The organism is Burkholderia sp. IO2 (assembly GCF_029522185.1).
GTDB classification, from domain to species: Bacteria; Pseudomonadota; Gammaproteobacteria; order Burkholderiales; family Burkholderiaceae; genus Burkholderia; species Burkholderia cenocepacia.
Map to the genome: position 1 here is coordinate 12,121 of NZ_JAKWFH010000030.1, position 18,030 is coordinate 30,150.

Genomic DNA, 18,030 nt, shown 5'->3' on the forward strand with positions numbered 1-18,030 from the left:
GTATTCCTCGCTATAGCGTGTTCGGTGATTCTTCGGATGATCGACGAAGGCCGCTCAGCGCCGAGTCGGCGAAGCGCTGCGGCACAGCCGCAAACGACGAATGGAATGAACGCGAGGATGGGGATGCATGGTGTCTCCGGAATCGTTATGGGTTGATCTGCTATCTGTTCGCAGCATAGAATCCGCCAACTTCTTTGACAAAGACCTTATGAACATGTATTTCTATGCCACGAAGGCATAGCTTAAAATCAACATGGACATTCGAGAACTGCGCAGCTTCATCCACGTCGCCCGCGCCGGCAGTTTCAGTCGCGCGGCCGCGGAGCTGTATATCGCGCAACCGGCGCTGAGCCGCCAGATCGCCAAGCTCGAGGAAGAGATCGGCGTGGCGCTCTTTACCCGCTACGGACGCGGCGTTCGTTTGACGGCCGCGGGATCGCGCCTCCTCGAGCATGCCGAGATGATCACGCGAATGGTCAGCGAAACGGCGGACCAGGTGCGCGCCAGCGTCGATGCCGAGCGGGGCTATCTTGCCGTCGGACTGCCGCCGACGATCGGCCGGTTGATCGGCACCGATCTCGTTCGTGACTTTCACACGCACTGGCCGGGCGTATCGCTCCATGTTCGCGAGGGGCTCAGCAACTCGCTGCAGGAATGGGTGCTCGACAGGCGCGTCGATCTTGCGGTGGTCTACAACCAGCCTCCGCTCGATGCGTTCGATATCGTTCCGCTCTTCAGCGAGCCGTTGATCGTCGTAGCGCCGCCCGATGCGGCTTCCGCGCGCAAGTCGTTGCAGATCCGCGACCTCGCGAACATGCCGTTGATCCTGCCCGGCCTTCCGCACAGCAACCGGCGCTTGATCGATCAGGCCGCCGTCCAGCACGGCGTCCGATTGCGCGTCGAATTCGAGATCGACAGCGTCGCGCTGACCAAGCAGCTGGTTCGCGCGGGTGTCGGCTATTCGTTGCTCACCTATGTCGCGATCCAGGAGGAACTGGCGCGGGGCGAGTTGAAGGCAATCGCGATCGAGCGCCCTGCCATCCGCTCGACCGTATCGATCAGCACGTTGCGCGAAAATCGTCCGTCGCGTCTGGTTGATGCGTGGATCCACCTGCTCAAGGACAAACTGTTCCGCTTTACGCGCGACCAGACCTGGAGTGATCAAGTCGTGTGGCTCGCGACGGGCGACCGTGAATAGCCGACCGAATACGATCCTGCGCCGTTCAGGCGGAGCATTCGACACTCTCCGATTCTCACCATTCCAAGCGACTGCAACCATGCGTGAACCTCGCCCCTCGCGTTCGCCCGACGCAACCGAACGCGCCTCGACGTCGACGGTTTCGAACCGCTCCCTGGAACGCGGCCTGGAACTGCTGCGCGCATTCGGATCCGGCGCGACCCTGCTCGGCAACGGTGATCTCGTCGAATTGACCGGCCTGCCCAAGGCGACGGTCAGCCGGCTCGCGCGGACGCTCGTCGAATCCGGGTATCTCGAGCACGACGCCATTCGCCGCGGCTACCGGCTCGGCCTGCCGGTTCTGGGTCTCGCGCAGGCGCTCCGGAGCAGCTCGACGGTGCTGCAGGCAGCCGCGCCACGCATTCGGGAAACGGCGCAGGCGCTGCATATCAACGTCGGCATCGCCGGGCCGGATCGCGACGACATGGTGTATCTCGAATCGATCCGATACAGCCCCCGCGCGTCGCTTCGCACGGTGGTCAGCGGCCAGCGCGTGCCGATGGCGCTCACGTCGCTCGGACGTGCGTATCTTGCGTCGTTGCCGGACGCGGCCTGTTCGAAGCAACTCGCTGCGCTCAAGCGGAATCGCCAGTCCTGGCCGCAGATCCGGTCGGAAATCGACGACGCGATTGCATCGGTTCATTCGCACGGGTTTTGCGCGGCGAGCTGGCAACCCGAGGTCGTCGCGTTGGCGACGCCGCTCGAGATCGCCGGCCATCGCACACTTGTCCTCAATTTCAGCTTACGTACGCTCGATGCACCGTCGTCGGTCACCGAGCGTCTTTCCGCGAGACTGCTCAGGCTACGCGACGACATCGTCGCCGCGACGCTCCAGCTCGACAGTTGAGCGCACCGCGTCAGCGTTCGCGAATCGCGCGGGCCGGAATGCCGAGCACGACGGCAAGGCCGCCGAGGATCGAAACGGCCGCTACCGTAAACAGGCCGATCGCACTGCTTCCGAAATGGGTCGACGTGTAGCCGATCACCGAAGGCGCCGCGATGCCGCCGAACTGGCCGAGACTGCTGATGAGGCCGATGCCGCTCGCGGCTACGGTGCTCGACAGATAAGCCGGCGGGATCGTCCAGAACAACGACAGCATCCCGAGATAGCCGGCCGTGGCGATGCAAAGCAGCACGATGAGCGCTGCCGGCTGCGCCGCCGCCGCCGGCAGCAGCGCGACGCCGAGCGCGGCCGTCACGGCGCTGCCCATGAAATGCCACCGCCGTTCGAGCTTGCGGTCGGAATGGCGTCCGAGCCAGTACATCGCGAGGGCACCGAATACATAGGGAATGGCCGACAGCAGACCGATGTACCAGAAGTTCGTGATGCCGCTCTTTCGAATCACGCTCGGCGCCCAGACGTGCACGACAATGCTCGCCCACGGCACGCTGAAATACGCGAACGTCAGGAAATAGAACTTGGGTTCCTTCAGCGCATCCCAGATCGAGCCATGTGCGTGCGACGCCTTGAGCGCTGCATCGTGGTCAAGTTCGCGGCGCAGCAGCGCCTTCTCGTCCGCACTCAGCCACGTCGCGTGCTCCGGGCGATCGGTCAGATAGATATATGCGAACAGGCCGGCCACGACGGACGGCAACCCTTCGATCACGAACAGCCATTGCCATCCCCGGAGCTGAAGCAAGCCCGACAGGTTGTTCAGGATGAAACCGGAAACGGGGCCGCTGACGATGCCGGACACGCAGATCGCCGTCATGAAGATTGCCGTCACGCGTGCGCGACGCGCCGACGGGAACCAGTACGTGAAGTACAGGATGACGCCGGGAAAGAAGCCTGCCTCGGCCGCACCGAGTAAAACCCGCGCAATATAAAACTGGGTCGGCGTCTGCACGAACGCGGTGCCCGCAGACACAAGCCCCCAGAGGGCCATGATCCGCATCAGCGTCTTGCGCACGCCGACACGAGCAAGCCACAGGTTGCTCGGCACCTCGAAAATCATATACCCGACGTAGAACAGTCCGACGCCGAAGCCGAACGACGCTTCCGTCAGACCAATGTCGCGCGAGAACTGCAGATGCGCGAAGCCGATATTGGCGCGATCGATGTAAGCGAATACATAACAGATGAAGAGGAACGGCAGCAGCCGTTTCGTCACCTTGGCATAAACCGCGTCGAGTGCCGGCCGGTCGGCGCCGCTTCGCTCGAGCGATTCTGTTGCAATGGCGGGTTGCATCTTGTCTCCAGTCTTGTTGGTCACGCCGCGGCGTACGTTCGATCCATCCATTCGGCGGCGGTGAGATCGATTATCGGCGGCTCGGCCCCAACCGCAATCTCGCCGTTTCACTGCATGAAACAAATCTACCGTGCCTGACAGTTTCATTCAATGAAACCAGAGCGATGGCAGGCGCAGTGCGGCGCGCTACGCTACCTGTGACCGGATCGCCGTGCCGCCTGCATGGCGAATGCACCGGACCCATCGCCTTCGACGCAGGAACCGAACATGCAAACCATCGACGTCACGATTCAATCGAACATCGCGACCCTTACCCTGAATCGCCCCGACAAGCGCAACGCCGTGAGCGATGCGATGCGTACCGAACTGATCGAAGCGCTCGATTCGCTGGCGCGCGCGCCGGAAGTCCGCGCCGTCATCGTCACCGGCAACGGCAAAGGCTTCTGCGCGGGCGGCGACATCGCCGGCATGGCCCAGCGCATGGAAGCGCCGGCCGACGAAGTCGCGTTCAACGGCTGGTCGCGCCAGCAGCGCGTCCATCATGCGGTCTCGCTGCTGCATACGATGCCGAAGCCGACGATCGCGGCCGTCAACGGCGCCGCGGCCGGCCTGGGCGCGGATATGGCGTTGTCGTGCGATTTCGTGGTTGCATCGGAGGCGGCGACGTTCGTGTGGAGCTACATCAAGCGCGGGCTGATTCCCGACGGCGGCGGCCTGTACTTCCTGCCGCGGCGCGTTGGACTGGCCGCTGCCAAGGACCTGATCTTCAGCGGTCGCAAGGTCGACGCCCGCGAGGCGCGAGAACTCGGCATCGCCGATCGCGTCAGTGCGCCCGATACGCTGCTTGCCGATGCCACGGCCTGGGCGCAGGAATTGATCAAGGGCTCGCCTACCGCACTCGCGCTCGGCAAGACACTGCTGAACCAGAGCTACGAACTGTCGGCTGCTCAAATGCTGGTGCAAGGCAGCCAGGCGCAGGCCGTCTGCTACACGAGCCGCGAGCACCGCAGCGCCGTGCGTGAATTTCTCGACAACACGCGCTGACAGGAGCCATTGATGAATGCCATCGCCAACCTGATGCGTCCGGCCAGCGTCGCGGTCATCGGCGCATCCTCGGACGCCGCGAAGACGGCCGGCCGGCCCATCGCGTATCTTCAGAAGCACGGATTCCAGGGCGAAATCTATCCGGTGAATCCGCGCTACTCGTCGATCGCCGGACTGCCCTGCTACGCGGACGTCGATGCCCTGCCGGCCGCACCGGACGTCGGCATCGTGCTGCTCGGCGCCGATCGCGCCCACGTCGCCGTCGAAGCGCTGGCCAGGCGCGGGACGGCCGCCGCGATCGTCCTCGCGAGCGGTTATGCGGAAACCGGCGAGGCCGGTATGCGCCGCCAGGCGCAGTTGAAGGCGGCGGCAGGATCGATGCGTGTGCTCGGCCCCAACACGATCGGCGTCGTGAACCTGACGGACGGGGTCACGCTGTCCGCCAGCGGTGCGCTGGACACCGACGATTTCACGGTCGGCGGCGTCAGCGTCGTCTCGCAAAGCGGCGGGATTCTCGGCGCGCTGCTCTCGCGCGCGGCGGACCGCGGCATGGGCTTGTCGAAACTCGTTTCGACCAGCAACGAGGTCGATCTCGACGTGAGCGACTTCATCGACTTCTTCGTCGACGACGCGGCCACGTCCGTGATCGCGCTGTACCTGGAAGGCCTGCGCGACCCGGCGCGCTTTCGTGCGGCGGCCCGCAAGGCCGCCGGCGCCGGCAAGCCGATCGTCGTCTACAAGATCGGCCGCTCGGAATCCGGTGCGCAGTCGGCCGTCTCGCACACCGGCGCGCTGGCCGGCGAGGATCGGATGTACGACGCGTTGTTCCGCGATGCCGGCGTAATCCGGGCGAACACGTTCGGCGACCTGCTCGACATTCCAAATGCGCTGGCATCCGGCCGCTCGCTGCGCGGCAAGCGGGTCGCGATTCTCACGTCGACCGGAGGCGCGGGCACGCTCGTCGCAGACAATCTCGGCCTCGCCGGATTCGACACGCCCGCACCGGATCCGGATACGGCCGCTGCATTGCGCGCGCTGCAGACCGGCGATCACGCGGTGCTCGACCGGAATCCAATCGACGTGACGCTGGCCGGCCTGCAGCCGGACCTGCTGCGCCGCGCGATCCGGACGCTCGCCGACAGCTCGTCCTACGACGCCGTCGCCGTGATCGCAGGCTCGTCCAGCATCGGGATGCCGGACCTGATGGCCGGCGCCGTTCGCGACGCTTTGCCCGATACCGACAAGCCGGTGATGGCGTTCGTCAGCCCGCATGCGCCGACGGTCGTGCGCGCGATGAACCGGCTCGGCGTCCCGGCGTTCATGTCGCCGGAAAGCGTCAGCAGCGCGATGGCCGCCATGCGGGAGACCGGGCGTCGGCGCGTGGACGTGACCGAGGCCGCGTCCGCCGCCGAAGCGAGTACGGTGGACGTGGCCGACGTGCCGACCGGGCCGCTCGACGAAGCGCAGGCCAAGGCGCTGTTCGCCCGCTTCGGTATCACGCCCGCGCGCGAGCGCGTCGTACGGACTTGTGCCGACGCCGAGCAGGCTGCACGCGACTTCGACGATCGCGTCGTACTCAAGCTGCTGTCCAACCGCATCACGCACAAGAGCGACATCGGTGGTGTGGCGGTCGGCCTGGCAGCAGACGAGATCGGCGCGCGACTCACGCGCATGCGCTGCGACGTCGAGACCGCGGCCGGCTTCGCGCCCGACGCATTCCTCGTGCAGGAAATGGTTTCGGGTGGCGTCGAGATGATCGTCGGTCTGCATCGCGATCCGCTCGGCACGGCGATCCTGCTGGGCATGGGCGGCGTGACCGCGGAAATCCTGAACGACACAGTGCTGCGCATGCTGCCGACCGATGCACCGTTGTCGCTTCGAGACGCGAGCGACATGATTCGCGAGCTTCGCACATGGCCACTGCTCGACGGCTATCGCGGCCGGCCGAAAGCGGATGTCGACGCGCTCGCCGCCGCGCTCGTCGCGTTCTCGCGGATGGCCCTTCAACTCGGCGAGCGGCTCGTCGAAGCCGAGATCAATCCGCTGTTCGTGCTCGACGCCGGCCGGGGCGTGCGGGCGGCCGACGGGGTCGCCGTGATCGCATGACGCGGCGCCAGCCGCTCGTTCATGCGATGCGTCCGCTGTCGCAGGAACGAACGGCCGCCCCGTCAGTTCGCGACGTTCGCCGGGTGCGCACACCGAGCCCGCTCGATACATGCGCATAGCGCTTCGACGATCTCGTCGAGCGGGGTGCCGGGCCCGAAAGTCGCCGCGACACCCTTCGTCTTGAGATGTCGCGCATCCGCGGCGGGAAAGACGCCGCCCAGCACCACCGGCATCTCGGCGCGATGCAAGGCCAGTTCGTCGAGCTGCCCTTCGACGAGCTCGAGGTGGCCGCCCGACAACGACGAAATGCCCACGCTATCGGCGCCATGCGCCTGCGCGGCGGCTGCCACGGATGCCGGTTGCTGAAACAGTGGCAGGCGAAGGACATCGAATCCGGCGTCCTCGAGCGCGGCTGCGACGACGGCCGCGCCGCGGTCGTGTCCATCCTGGCCGAGCTTGGCGATCATGATGCGCGGCCTGCGTCCCACGCGCTTCGCCAGCCGGTCGACGCAGCCCTTCGCCGCCCGCCATGCAGCGTCGTCTCGCCGATGTTCGCCGTAGACGCCCTCGCCGTCCGCTTCCACCGCCGCGGCATGTCGCGGCCATACCGATTCCGGTGCGCGCGTACACTCCCCGACGGTCGCACGTGCCCGCATGCAGTCGATCGCCCGTTCGAGCAGGTTTCCGGTGCCGTCGCGCGCCGCGTCGGCCAGCCGCTGCAACGCCGTCGCAACCCGCGCCGAATCGCGCGCGGCCTTGACAGCTGCAATTCGCCGCGCCTGCCCGGCACGCACATGACGGCCGTCTATCTCGCGCACCATAAATTCGCCAGTCGGTTCGTCCGCGACGAAGCGGTTCACGCCGACCACGGTTCGGCGCCCGGAATCGATCTGTGCCTGCGTCGCGGCCGCGGCATGCAGCATGCGCCGCTTCACCCAGCCGGACTCGATCTCGGCGATCACGCCGCCCTGCGCGTCGATGGCCGCCAGTTAGGCACGCACGCGCGTCGCGATGTCGTCCGTCAGCGACTTCATCATGTACGAACCGACCCACGGATCGACCGCATCGCACAGTCCCGTTTCATGCTGCAGAATCAGCTGCGTATTGCGCGCGAGGCGCGCCGCCGCCGCGGGAGGCAGTGCAAGCGCTTCATCGTACGCATTCGTGTGCAGCGACTGCGTGCCGCCGAACGTCGCGGCCATCGCCTGCGCCGCCACGCGAACGATGTTGTTTTCCGGCTCCTGTGCGGTCAACGACCAGCCCGATGTCTGGCAATGCACGCGCAGCGCGCACGCCCGGGGCGAACGCGCGCCGCACGCGTGTGCGATCTCCGCCCACAGGAGTCGCGCTGCGTGCAGCTTGGCGATTCCCGTATAGAAATCGCTGCCGACGCCGAAGAAAAAACTCAAACGGGAGCAGGCTTCATCCGCAGGCATGCCGCGTGCAGCCGGCGTGTCGAAGTACACGCACGCGTTCGACAACGTCAGCGCAAGCTCGAGCACGGTATTGGCGCCGGCTTCCTGGAAGTGATATCCCGACACCGACAGTGCGCGCGGAAACGATCGGTGCGCGCCTCCCGCCTACGCGACCACTCGAGCCAATGTATCCGGTCGTGTTTTTCGACGCACCGCGGGTCAAGGTTCGGTGGAAATCAACACACTTCAACATCACGCCGCATGACGGCGATCAATCACGCGCCGGGCCTTGCCGGTCGCGGTCGCGGGAATGCCGCCGGCCGCCAGCACCGTCACGCCGGACGACACGCCGACCATCGTCTTGATCCGGTGCTGCAGCTCGCGCGCGAGCGCCGCGCGATCGCTTTCGGTGACGGACGCGGCCGCTTCGGAGCGCAGTTCGACCGCAAGGTCGAGCCGGTCCATGTGACCGTCGCGCGACAGCGTGATCTGGAACTGGCCCGACAGCTGCGGCAGCGCGACGACGATCTCCTCGATCTGGCTCGGGAACACGTTCACCCCACGGACAATCAGCATGTCGTCGGAGCGGCCGGTGATCTTCGCGAGCCGGCGCATCGCGCGCGCGGTGGGCGGCAGCAGCGCGGTGAGGTCACGCGTGCGGTAGCGGATCACCGGCATCGCTTCCTTCGTCAGCGACGTGAACACGAGCTCGCCCTGGCTGCCGTCGGGCAGCACTTCGCCCGTGACGGGATCGATGATCTCCGGATAGAAATGGTCTTCCCAGATTACCGGGCCGTCCTTCGTCTCGACGCATTCGCACGCGACGCCCGGCCCCATCACTTCCGACAGCCCGTAGATGTCCAGCGCGTCGATGCCCACGCGCGTCTCCACTTCCTCGCGCAGCGCCTGCGTCCACGGCTCGGCACCGAAGATGCCGATCTTCAGCGACGACTCGGCCGGGTCCATGCCCTGCCGCACCATCTCGTCGATCAGGTTCAGCATGTACGACGGCGTGACGAGGATGATCTTCGGCTCGAAATCGCGGATCAGTTGCACCTGCTTCTCGGTCTGCCCGCCCGACATCGGCACGACCATGCAGCCGAGCCGCTCCGCGCCATAGTGAATCCCGAGGCCGCCCGTGAAGAGGCCATAGCCGAACGCGTTGTGCAGTGTGTCGCCCGGGCGGCCGCCGGCTGCGCGGATCGAGCGCGCGGTCACGTTCGCCCAGGTATCGATGTCGCGCGCGGTGTAGCCGACCACCGTCGGCTTGCCCGTCGTGCCGCTCGACGCGTGCACGCGCACGACCTGCTCGCGCGGCACCGCGAACAGCCCGAACGGATAGTTGTCGCGCAAATCGTTCTTGGTCGAGAACGGGAACTTCGCGAGATCGGCGAGCGACTTCAGGTCGTCCGGATGCACGGTGGCCGCATCGAACGTGCGGCGATAGTGCGGGACGTTGTCGTACGCGTGGCGCAGCGACCACTTCATGCGCTCGAGCTGCAGTGCCTGCAGTTCGTCGCGGCTGGCGGTCTCGATCGGTTCGAGGGCGGCGGCGGGATGCGTCGTGTGAGTCATCGGGGTGCTCCTCCAATGGAGTGATGTCGTTATCGTGTTCGAAATGACCGGCCGGTCATGAGCGGAACGTCCGGCCGGCCGCATGCAGCGCGGCGATGCGCGGCGACACGCGATAGCGGTCCTCGCCGTAGCTCGCCGCGAGGTTCGACAGCACGCGAAACACGCGTGCCGATGCCGATCGCATCGGCCCATGCAAGCGGGCCGCACGGGTAGTTCACGCCCTTCTCCATCGCGAGATCGAGATCGGCGGGCGAGCACACGCCCTGGTTCACCGTGTCGGCCGCCTCGTTCGCGAGCATCGCGACGGTATGCATCGCGACCATCCCCTGCACGTCCGCGACGCCGACGACGCGAAAACCCGCCTGCTGGAACAGGCCGACCGCATCCGCATAGGCCGCGTCGCTGCACTGGAGCGCACGCGTCAGCGCAACGAGCCCGGCCTGCGTGTAATCGCGCGCGAAGTCGACCAGCACGAGATCGGCCACGCCCGTCTGCGCGGCGCGCGCGGTCGCGGTGCGGCCGTCGGTCAGCGCGCGACGCGCGGCCGGCCGTAGCCGGCAGTTCGTCGACCTGCCGTGCGCCCGCGATGCGTTCGGTGAAGCGCGTATGCAGCGCGGCGGCCAGATCGTCCTGCGCGTCGTCCGGCGAAAGGAGCGGTTTTGCAGGATTTCAAAACGGTAGTGAAAATGGAGCGGCTCAGCAATCGACTGCGTCACTTTTTGATACTGATAACGTGTGGTTGAGTCATGGACTTCATGCCGTCAAGTCCAAACTCTACGCCCCAGCCCGACCTCTTGATTCCGCCGAAAGGGACCATTGGATGAATCGCACCATGCTGGTTGATCCAAACGGTTCCAGCGTGAATCTTCAACGCAACGTCCGCTGCGCGATCAAAGTCCGACGACCACACCGAGGCACCAAGCCCCACCTCGAGACGATTCGCGCTATTGACGGCGTCCGCCAATTCGCCGTACTTGATGATAGGGAGAACCGGCCCGAATTGCTCTTCATCCACCAGACGGGCGCCATCCTTTAGACCGGTCACTAGCGTAATCGGATAGAAGTTACCAGTACCCGATGGGGCTATGCCCCCGCACACCACAGTTCCACCTTCGGCGCGCGCAGCTTCCACAAGCGCCAATACCTTGTCGTATTGCGCGCGGTTTTGAATGGGACCCATCGCGACGCCCGCCGCGAGCCCATCACCCATTGGAAGCATTTCAGCGATTGCCTTGAGCTCCGAAACAAGTTCATCGTGAAGCTGTTCGGGGACGTAGAGTCGCTTAATGCATGCGCACGTTTGGCCCATGTTGAGGAAGGCCCCCCAGAACAAGCCTTGCGCAATATCTTTGGGGTTCGCATCTGCCAAAACAATGGCGGCGTCGTTGCCGCCCAACTCCATCGTCGTAGGTGTGACGGTTTCGGCCGCGACCGCCGAAATGCGAGCACCGGTGGCGGTTGACCCCGTGAATAGAATTTTGTCTACGTCAGGATGCGAAGTCAGCAATCCGCCGACCCTGCCGTCTCCGCTCACCGTGTTCAGCACGCCCGGCGGAAGCACTTCCGCGATCAAACGAACCATCTCGAGCGTGCAGATACTGGTCAACTCAGATGGCTTGAGCACGACCGTGTTACCCGTGCGCAGCGCGGGAATAATCTGCCAGATCGCAATCAGCAGAGGCCAGTTCCATGGCGCAATGGCGGCCACCACGCCATATGGCTGGCGGTGCATGACGTCGCGTCGAGTCTCGTCCTCGAACACGACCTCAGGAGCCAGGTCCAAGCTCGCAGGCACCCGGGTCCATACCTCGCAGCCCCACATCTCGAATCGCGAACCGGGGATCTGATTCGGACCCACCCCGCCCAAGGGCTTTCCTTGCTCGCGGGTAATCCACGTGGCGAGATACTCGGCGTTCTCTTCGAGAACGTCGGCTACTCGCTGCAGCGCAGCCCTTCGAGCGTCGTCCGAAAGTGACATCCACGCAGGTTGCGCAGCCCGGGCAGCGGCAATTGCCGCATCGACTTCCGCTTTCGTCGAAATGGGAACCCGACCAATGGGCTCGGAAGTCGCCGGGTTGAGCGATTCAATGGTCTCCGCGGCCTCGACCAACATGCCGTTGACGACATTCAGATGGATTTTCATGCGTTGCCCCCTCCCTTGGTGCCCCAAGCTCTCAATGTCCGTACCGAATGTAGGCGATAGATGACGCAGGTCTACCGATCGCTTCCGTGCACTGGTTGAAATTCAGACTAGCGAAGCGCGGCTTTCACCACGCCGATGAGTCGGTCCGCCTCTTCCGCCGTCATGATCATGACGGGCTTGCATTGCAACGCGCTCTTGTTGAACGACGAGAACACTGCCCATACTCCGGCTTCGTACAGCTTGGGCATGGCGGTCAGTGCCCAGTCAGGCGTATTTCGACCTATCCCGCCGCTCAAGCCGATCGTCCAGTAGTCGAACGCGGCATCGGCAAAGCCTTCGTGGAATTGCTGACTCAACGAGCGCACGTGTCCGAGGAACGTCGGGTTATCGACCATGTCGAGGAGTTCGCACAGCACGGCGCTGCCGATTTCGTTCCCGCCGTACGTGCAGACCTGTCCGTAGGGAAACCGATGAAGATGATCGAAGATCGGTTGCTTCATCATCGTTGCCGCCATGGGGTAGACGCCACCAGACAGACCCTTTCCGCTCACGAAAATGTCCGGTTCAATGCCATGGTACTGCCACGACCAGACATGTCCGGTCCGGCCCATACCGGTCTGCACCTCGTCGATGAGCAACATCGCGCCTCTATCGCGACATAGCTTCTCCACAGCCTGCAGATATCCGTCTGTCGGGAGAAGGAAGCCACATGACGAGGGCTGGGTTTCCATGATGACTGCAGCCGTGTCGTCGTCGATCGCCGCTTCCATCGCGGACAGGTTGTTCCACGGAACCTGGACGAAGCCGGGAAGCGGTCCACCGAAAGGAGCGGAGAATTCCGGGTCCGTGGTCGAGATGGCGATACCCGTGTGACCGTGATAGCCGCCCACGATGCTGATCACTTTCTGCCGCCCCGTAACGCCGCGTGCGAGCCGAATGGCGAGGTCATTCGCTTCCCCGCCGGACGCATTGAACACCACGCCGGCGTGCACGCCGCCGGTCGACCTGGTCAGTTTCTGCGCAGCTTGCGCCCGGATGCCGGAAGTGAATCGATGGTTGCCAATGTCCAACGTGTCGAGCGCACCGCGGAGTGCCTGGAGTAACCGCTCGTTGCGGTGGCCCATGTTGAACACTCCACCGTTGCAGTGCATGTTCCAGTACCATTTTCCGCTGAAAGCGTCCTGGAACTGCGCTCGCTCGCGCGCGCCAATGATCAAGTCTGCGCCGAGACCGCGCAGCAATCTGCCACTCTCCGACGCGAGGTAGCGCGTCGACGCCGCGATCGTCTGCTCGCGGCCTTCAAAAGGCTGCTCTGGCGCTGCGGTCGAGAGGTCCATCACCGAATCATCCTGAGTATTCAATTTCCGCTCCTGAGGAATTTCACGGAGGTTATGGCCATGAACCGGTCTCGGCAGCCAATGCGCCGCGATGCGCCACCCTCCATCAACTGGCTAGATTCTTCACGAACGGCTTCGATTCCGAATCAATCGAAGGTTTGATTTGTTGGCAGCTTGCAAACCATATTGTTGGAACCGAGGGCTACCGACAGGCTCCCGAACAGGACGATGGAGCGAGCAAGGCTCGCAAATACCTGGGTTGTCGATTCCGATCTTGTTCCAGTAGCACGTACAAACCCTAGTCGAGTCTCCAACCTTTGGAGGACGACAATTTATTTTCTGCTGCGAAAAATGAATGAAAGTCCGGTCAAGACCGGGCTGCAGATGTCGATGCCGGCTGAGCCGACAACGACCGTTCATTAACGGCGAGAATCGTCGGACGAAAGACGTCCGCGAGCTCCATGTTCTTCGGGATTTATGATGAGCAGTTTCGATGTGATCGTTCTCGGTGCCGGCACCTGGGGTAGCGCAGCAAGCTGGCAATTGGCCACCCGTGGCTATCGGGTACTGGCGATCGATGCATTTCGTCCGCCTCACAAGGTTGGCTCGCACGGCGGCGCGACGCGCCTCGCGCGGCAATCGAACAGTTCCGGCCCTGCCTACATCAAGCTTACCGAAGCCGCTTGGGAAATGTGGGGCGAAGTTTCGAAGAAGGTCGGTCAGGACATTCTGGTCAAAACCGGTTCGGCGTTTATCGGCGAACCCGGTTCCGAGTGGTTCGACAAGACGCTTTCCAACCTGCAGAAAAGCGAATTCGAATACGAAGTTCTTTCCAATGCCGAGTCTTCTTCACGTTTCCCGTGGCTGAAAACACGGGAGCGCGAGTTGACGGTGTGGGAACCGAATGGCTCGATCATCCTGGTCGAACCTGCCATTCACTCCTTGCAGAAATTGGCCTCCGAACACGGTGTCGAGTTCCGCTTCGACGAACCCGTTCTGACGTGGAACGCCGACGCCAGCGGCGTGGAAGTCCGCACAGCTCAGGGCACCTATCGAGCAGACAAGCTCGTCGTCACCGCAGGCGCGAGGTCGAACAGGATCCTGAACCTTGACCTTCCCGTGGACGTAGAGCGACAAGTACTCGTCAATTTCAAGGTCCCGGCGGGTCATGTCGCTTTGCCCGCCCTCTTCTTTGCCGCTCCCCCGGGTGACCCCGGGATGCCGGCTTACGGATGTCCCGAACCTGACGGCACCTACAAGTTCAGCGTCGCCACTCGAATGGACATCATCGATCCCGATACGATCAGTCAAGATATCAAGGCTAACGATGTCGAGCGCGTGCGCGAGGTGCTCCGTCAGCGCTTGCCGCAGCTCGATGCAGAACCGGTAGGGGGCGCGGTGTGCATGTGGAGCGAAAGCAAGGACGGTCATTGGCTGCTCGGGGCACATCCGGACCATACGAATGTCGTTATCGGCGCGGGGTGTACCGGCCGCGGATTTCGTTACGCGCCAGTGGTCGGCAAAGCACTGGCCGATTTCGTCGATGGCACGGAACGTCCGGACCTCGACACCTTCACGACAGCACGGTTCAATCTGAAAAACAGCGAGGTGACGAAATGAGTGTCATCGAAACCGTCCTCGATGCTGATCTGCTCAAGCGCGCTGAAGATGTCATCCGTCGAACACCGGGTTGGGCAGACTCCCGGCCCGTGTTCGAATGGATGTCAGGCGGTGGTGCGCACAAAAACCTGGTGGCCATCGACGGCGACCGCAAGTGCATGCTCAAGTTGTGGAATACGACTTGGGAGGGACTTGGCGTGATTCCTCCGTCCGGCGTCGCGATGGAAAACACGCGCCTGGCCGGCGAGTTGGGTATTGGTGCGCGGGTATTGAAAATCACCACGGAACCACTCGCGCTGGTGGTCGAATTCCTTCCCGGCAAACTTCTCGACACCTCGGATCGCGCGGGCCGCAGGCGCCTTCTGAGCGCCGCGCGTCGCCTGCATGACAGCGGCGCTCGCTTCGCACGGGATTTCAGTCCGTTTTCGGACGCCAGATCGCAGTTTGCATGCGCGCGCCAACGCGGCGTGGACCTTCCCGACGGTTATGAAGAACTGTGCAAAGTGATGGCGCGCGTCGAAAAGGTTCTCGACCTCCGGATCACCGACTTCGTTCCATGTCACAACGACCTCTACGGTGCCAACATTCTCGAGACGACGACCGGTGACGTACGACTCGTCGACTACGATTTGTCCGGGAATGGCGATCGCTGCTACGAACTCGGTTTCATCGCGACGTACGGTGAGCTCGACACGGATTCAATCGGCCAGATGTGTGAAGACTACTTCGGCGCCAACGATGCAGGCAGGCAGGCCCGCGTGCGCCTCTTCGCACTAGCCGCCGATTACTGCAGTCTTGGTCTATGGACGGTCGCGCAAGGAGCAAGCGACAAGAACGCTGACTACGATTACGCGGGTGAATTGAATCGCAGCCTTGACAAGGTAAAAAAACGGATCGATTCATCCGAGTTCGGGACACTGCTCCAGACCGCGGCCCGTTGACGCCACAGCTGCCGCGCGCACCGCGCGCAGGCAGCAATTTCCGTCTTTTCGTGTATGTCCGGATGCTCCGAATATCTCCACCACTGCGGGGGGCAGCAAATGAAGCATGAGTCCGTTTTGTCCGGTCGACGAAGGATCTACCTCGTCCGCCACGGAGAAGTGAACTACTTCCCCCAACGGGATCAAATGGACCAGGACCCGCCTCTTTCGAGCCTCGGAAGAGCACAGGTAGAGCAGACAGCCGCATTTCTGGAAGAGAACGACGTGGTCGTTGACCGGATCCTCTCGAGCAAGTTGCTCCGATCCCTCGAAACGGCTCGGATCATCGGTAATCGTCTTGGCGTGGCCTGCGTGGAAAGCCTCGATACACTAGGCGAAATTCGTGGTAACGATGTCAGTGCCTTGTCTCAAACCAGCCTGGATCGAGCATTCTTTGCGGGAGTTCGACTGGTGCCGGATTCCTGGGCGTTTATGAATGGCGAGACGCTTCGCGACTTCACGGCACGGGTCGATTCCGAGATCGATGCATTGCGGTTGGACGACAGCTGGAAAGTGGCGCTCCTTGCGGTACACGGCGGGGTCAACACTGCGATCATCTCCCGAGCGCTATCGGGAAATCGCGGCGCGTATTTCGCCGGCATCGAGCAGGATTACGCTTGTTTGAACGTGCTGGACATCGGCGCCGAACCTGAGGATTGGGTAGTCCGACTGATAAACTTTGCCGCGCACCACCCTTTCCATCCAACGCCGCTAGAAACGACGCTGGAGCATTTGCTTTCCCGACACCGACAAGCGAACGCCGGCTAGAAGCGAGGCCGGCTCGTTACGACGAAAAAGCATTGATCTTTGCGATCAGCGCAGCACGACTATCGACGCCGACCTTGTCGAAGATGTGAACCAGGTGTGTTTTCACGGTCGTGACGGCGATCGACAGATCCCCTCCAATCATCTTGTTGCATCGACCAGCCGCCACCAGTTCGGCAACCGCTACTTCTCTTTTTGAAAGGCCGTGGTCGTTCGCCAGCCACTCGCGGATGCGAATTGCCGAAGATTGGGGGCCGCTTGCGATATTGTGCTCGATGTAAGGCTGTGCAATCCGACAACGTTGCAGCAGTTCAGTCCTGCGATCCGGAACGGCTGAGCAGTCGTTCAGAAGCACACTCAATCCTCCGACCATTTGTCCATTACACCGGAAGAATAGTTCGATAGTGTCCCGGAATCCATGCAGTCGCATGAAGCGGTGGTACTCCCGGTCGCCGTCGCTTTCGCCAAGTTCGTTGCTCAGCAATGCGGTAGCGCCTCCTAAGGATTGGGCCCGGACAGGAGAAAGTGGGTCGAGATCCCCCGCATACTTCAAGTAATCATTGAGGAAGCTCGCAGGCACGTTCAGCAACCTGAACCGAGACTCTCGCGTTTCGTCGTCGATGTGATAAAACGCAATCGAGTCGACACCCAGCAGATTCGACATGAAATTCAATGTCTGCCTTGCAAATTGTTCGGCGCCCGCCTTCTCGCTACGCATGATCATTTCCCTGTTCGGCAAAGATCGCCTTCCTCCTGAACACTTGCCAGGAGTGAAAAACCGACCTTAGGTAAACACGCACCGTGACGAATCCATGTTAGAAAGCAAAAAAACGCGAGTCAATACTCCAAAACCATAAATTGGACTCCGTGTACAAGTTTTCTTGCCAAGTGAACGACTCCATCCCACAATAGAACGGTCGGCGTTGTCGCCCGACGAGTGCCCTCAACCCCCAAGCCGCCGTGTGAGACAGTCGAATGTCCGAACCCGCATCCACGCTCCTCGCAGTAACCTCGAAAACGCCATTGACCTTGCGTGAGCGCAATAAGCTTCGAGTCAGGGACGATCTTGTCGATGCAGTAACGACGGAGCTTGCAGAAAGCGGCGAGGGATTGTGTGCGCTGGACGACGTTCTCAGACGGGCGGGCTTGTCCAAAGGAACGTTTTACAACCACTTTCCGGGTGGCCGCGATCAACTGCTTCTTCTGGCTTACGAGCAGATCGGTGCCGAGTTTCAACGAGATAGCACCAATCGTCGGGATCGCGGAATTTCTCCTTCGGAGAAGATCATGGCGTTCGCAGACGCTTACTTCTCCATCTGCGCGGACCCGCGCAAGGGAAAGCTGTACAGTGTTGCCGAACCAGCTCTGGCACCGATTTTGGCGCCAGCGATCGGCCGGTCATCCGGTTGGGTTCGCGCCGAGATCACGGATGATCTGAGAGCCACGCCGCAATTCCGGGGGAAGAAGGGGCATTCTCGCGCCGATGCGTGCGCTATTCTGCTCGTCGGTGCGATCCGGGAGGCAGGTAGACGAACGTACGTCGACGCCACGACCGCACCGCCATTGCGCGCCGAATTGCTTTCCATCGTCACCTCCATTCTTGGAGGTGAATAGACTCA

The 18,030-nt window shown here is 62.8% G+C and carries 14 protein-coding genes and 2 pseudogenes; 8 read left to right on the plus strand and 8 right to left on the minus strand.

The genetic code is table 11. The features are described 5' to 3' along the window. Positions 1-253: 253 nt before the first annotated feature. Together MMB92_RS19895 and MMB92_RS19900 are read left to right on the plus strand one after the other, a co-directional pair. Positions 254-1,198 carry a LysR family transcriptional regulator gene (locus MMB92_RS19895; protein ID WP_062885783.1) on the plus strand — a complete coding sequence of 315 codons (945 nt, stop codon included), beginning with the start codon at positions 254-256 and terminating at the stop codon, positions 1,196-1,198. Positions 1,199-1,277: 79 nt separating this feature from the next. Next, positions 1,278-2,084 carry a helix-turn-helix domain-containing protein gene (locus MMB92_RS19900; RefSeq protein WP_062885784.1) on the plus strand — a complete coding sequence of 269 codons (807 nt, stop codon included), beginning with the start codon at positions 1,278-1,280 and terminating at the stop codon, positions 2,082-2,084. A 10-nt stretch (positions 2,085-2,094) separates the two neighbouring features. On the opposite strand, the gene MMB92_RS19905 is transcribed toward MMB92_RS19900, so the two are convergent. After that, on the minus strand, positions 2,095-3,573 hold the full coding sequence (locus MMB92_RS19905) for an MFS transporter (protein ID WP_277562877.1): 1,479 nt from the start codon (positions 3,571-3,573) through the stop codon (positions 2,095-2,097). A gap of 120 nt (positions 3,574-3,693) precedes the next feature. On the opposite strand from MMB92_RS19905, the gene MMB92_RS19910 reads away from it, so the two are divergent. After that, a complete protein-coding gene (locus MMB92_RS19910) occupies positions 3,694-4,470 on the plus strand; it encodes an enoyl-CoA hydratase/isomerase family protein (RefSeq protein ID WP_062886093.1) in 777 nt (258 codons plus the stop codon). Between the two features lie 12 nt (positions 4,471-4,482). Further along, positions 4,483-6,576 (plus strand): acetate--CoA ligase family protein, encoded by a 2,094-nt coding sequence (locus tag MMB92_RS19915; RefSeq protein WP_062885785.1) that lies wholly within the window; start codon positions 4,483-4,485, stop codon positions 6,574-6,576. 62 nt (positions 6,577-6,638) lie between these two features. Here MMB92_RS19915 and MMB92_RS19920 read toward each other — a convergent pair whose 3' ends face one another. The 6 genes and pseudogenes from MMB92_RS19920 to MMB92_RS19945 form a co-directional block, all read right to left on the minus strand. Then, positions 6,639-7,160 carry a cobalamin-dependent protein gene (locus MMB92_RS19920; RefSeq protein ID WP_277562893.1) on the minus strand — a complete coding sequence of 174 codons (522 nt, stop codon included), beginning with the start codon at positions 7,158-7,160 and terminating at the stop codon, positions 6,639-6,641. Positions 7,161-7,190: 30 nt separating this feature from the next. Further along, positions 7,191-8,117: pseudogene (locus MMB92_RS19925) on the minus strand (methylmalonyl-CoA mutase family protein); the annotation flags it as partial. A 126-nt stretch (positions 8,118-8,243) separates the two neighbouring features. Further along, a complete protein-coding gene (paaK, locus tag MMB92_RS19930) occupies positions 8,244-9,566 on the minus strand; it encodes a phenylacetate--CoA ligase PaaK (RefSeq protein ID WP_277562878.1) in 1,323 nt (440 codons plus the stop codon). Positions 9,567-9,621: 55 nt separating this feature from the next. Beyond that, positions 9,622-10,202 (minus strand): annotated as a pseudogene (locus MMB92_RS19935) (3-hydroxyacyl-CoA dehydrogenase family protein); the annotation flags it as partial. A gap of 76 nt (positions 10,203-10,278) precedes the next feature. Then, positions 10,279-11,709, minus strand: coding sequence for an aldehyde dehydrogenase family protein (locus MMB92_RS19940; protein ID WP_062885787.1), 1,431 nt, complete (start codon positions 11,707-11,709; stop codon positions 10,279-10,281). Between the two features lie 107 nt (positions 11,710-11,816). Then, positions 11,817-13,070, minus strand: a complete 1,254-nt coding sequence (locus MMB92_RS19945; protein WP_154233817.1) for an aminotransferase class III-fold pyridoxal phosphate-dependent enzyme — start codon at positions 13,068-13,070, stop codon at positions 11,817-11,819. A gap of 456 nt (positions 13,071-13,526) precedes the next feature. Between MMB92_RS19945 and solA the strand changes: the two genes are divergently transcribed. The 3 genes from solA to MMB92_RS19960 all read left to right on the plus strand — a co-directional run bounded on the left by solA (position 13,527) and on the right by MMB92_RS19960 (position 16,414). Then, positions 13,527-14,666 carry an N-methyl-L-tryptophan oxidase gene (solA, locus tag MMB92_RS19950; protein WP_062885788.1) on the plus strand — a complete coding sequence of 380 codons (1,140 nt, stop codon included), beginning with the start codon at positions 13,527-13,529 and terminating at the stop codon, positions 14,664-14,666. Then, positions 14,663-15,607, plus strand: a complete 945-nt coding sequence (locus tag MMB92_RS19955) for a phosphotransferase (protein WP_051701074.1) — start codon at positions 14,663-14,665, stop codon at positions 15,605-15,607. The genes solA and MMB92_RS19955 overlap by 4 nt, the downstream gene beginning before the upstream one ends. Before the next feature lie 99 nt (positions 15,608-15,706). Then, entirely contained in the window at positions 15,707-16,414 is a 708-nt protein-coding gene (locus tag MMB92_RS19960; RefSeq protein WP_196217761.1) for a histidine phosphatase family protein, read from the plus strand. Positions 16,415-16,430: 16 nt separating this feature from the next. On the opposite strand, the gene MMB92_RS19965 is transcribed toward MMB92_RS19960, so the two are convergent. Further along, complete coding sequence (locus tag MMB92_RS19965; protein WP_195761874.1) at positions 16,431-17,129, minus strand: LuxR C-terminal-related transcriptional regulator; 699 nt, start codon at positions 17,127-17,129, stop codon at positions 16,431-16,433. A gap of 257 nt (positions 17,130-17,386) precedes the next feature. Between MMB92_RS19965 and MMB92_RS19970 the strand changes: the two genes are divergently transcribed. Beyond that, positions 17,387-18,025, plus strand: coding sequence for a TetR/AcrR family transcriptional regulator (locus MMB92_RS19970; protein WP_080465591.1), 639 nt, complete (start codon positions 17,387-17,389; stop codon positions 18,023-18,025). Positions 18,026-18,030: the final 5 nt, after the last annotated feature.

Bases quoted from the DNA above. Each gene is read 5' to 3' on its own strand.
- MMB92_RS19895 (WP_062885783.1), top strand. From the start codon at position 254: ATGGACATTCGAGAACTGCGCAGCTTCATCCACGTCGCCCGCGCCGGC.
- MMB92_RS19900 (WP_062885784.1), top strand. From the start codon at position 1,278: ATGCGTGAACCTCGCCCCTCGCGTTCGCCCGACGCAACCGAACGCGCC.
- MMB92_RS19905 (WP_277562877.1), bottom strand. From the start codon at position 3,573: ATGAAACTGTCAGGCACGGTAGATTTGTTTCATGCAGTGAAACGGCGA.
- MMB92_RS19910 (WP_062886093.1), top strand. From the start codon at position 3,694: ATGCAAACCATCGACGTCACGATTCAATCGAACATCGCGACCCTTACC.
- MMB92_RS19915 (WP_062885785.1), top strand. From the start codon at position 4,483: ATGAATGCCATCGCCAACCTGATGCGTCCGGCCAGCGTCGCGGTCATC.
- paaK (WP_277562878.1), bottom strand. From the start codon at position 9,566: ATGACTCACACGACGCATCCCGCCGCCGCCCTCGAACCGATCGAGACC.
- MMB92_RS19940 (WP_062885787.1), bottom strand. From the start codon at position 11,709: ATGAAAATCCATCTGAATGTCGTCAACGGCATGTTGGTCGAGGCCGCG.
- solA (WP_062885788.1), top strand. From the start codon at position 13,527: ATGAGCAGTTTCGATGTGATCGTTCTCGGTGCCGGCACCTGGGGTAGC.
- MMB92_RS19955 (WP_051701074.1), top strand. From the start codon at position 14,663: ATGAGTGTCATCGAAACCGTCCTCGATGCTGATCTGCTCAAGCGCGCT.
- MMB92_RS19960 (WP_196217761.1), top strand. From the start codon at position 15,707: ATGAAGCATGAGTCCGTTTTGTCCGGTCGACGAAGGATCTACCTCGTC.
- MMB92_RS19965 (WP_195761874.1), bottom strand. From the start codon at position 17,129: ATGCGTAGCGAGAAGGCGGGCGCCGAACAATTTGCAAGGCAGACATTG.
- MMB92_RS19970 (WP_080465591.1), top strand. From the start codon at position 17,387: ATGTCCGAACCCGCATCCACGCTCCTCGCAGTAACCTCGAAAACGCCA.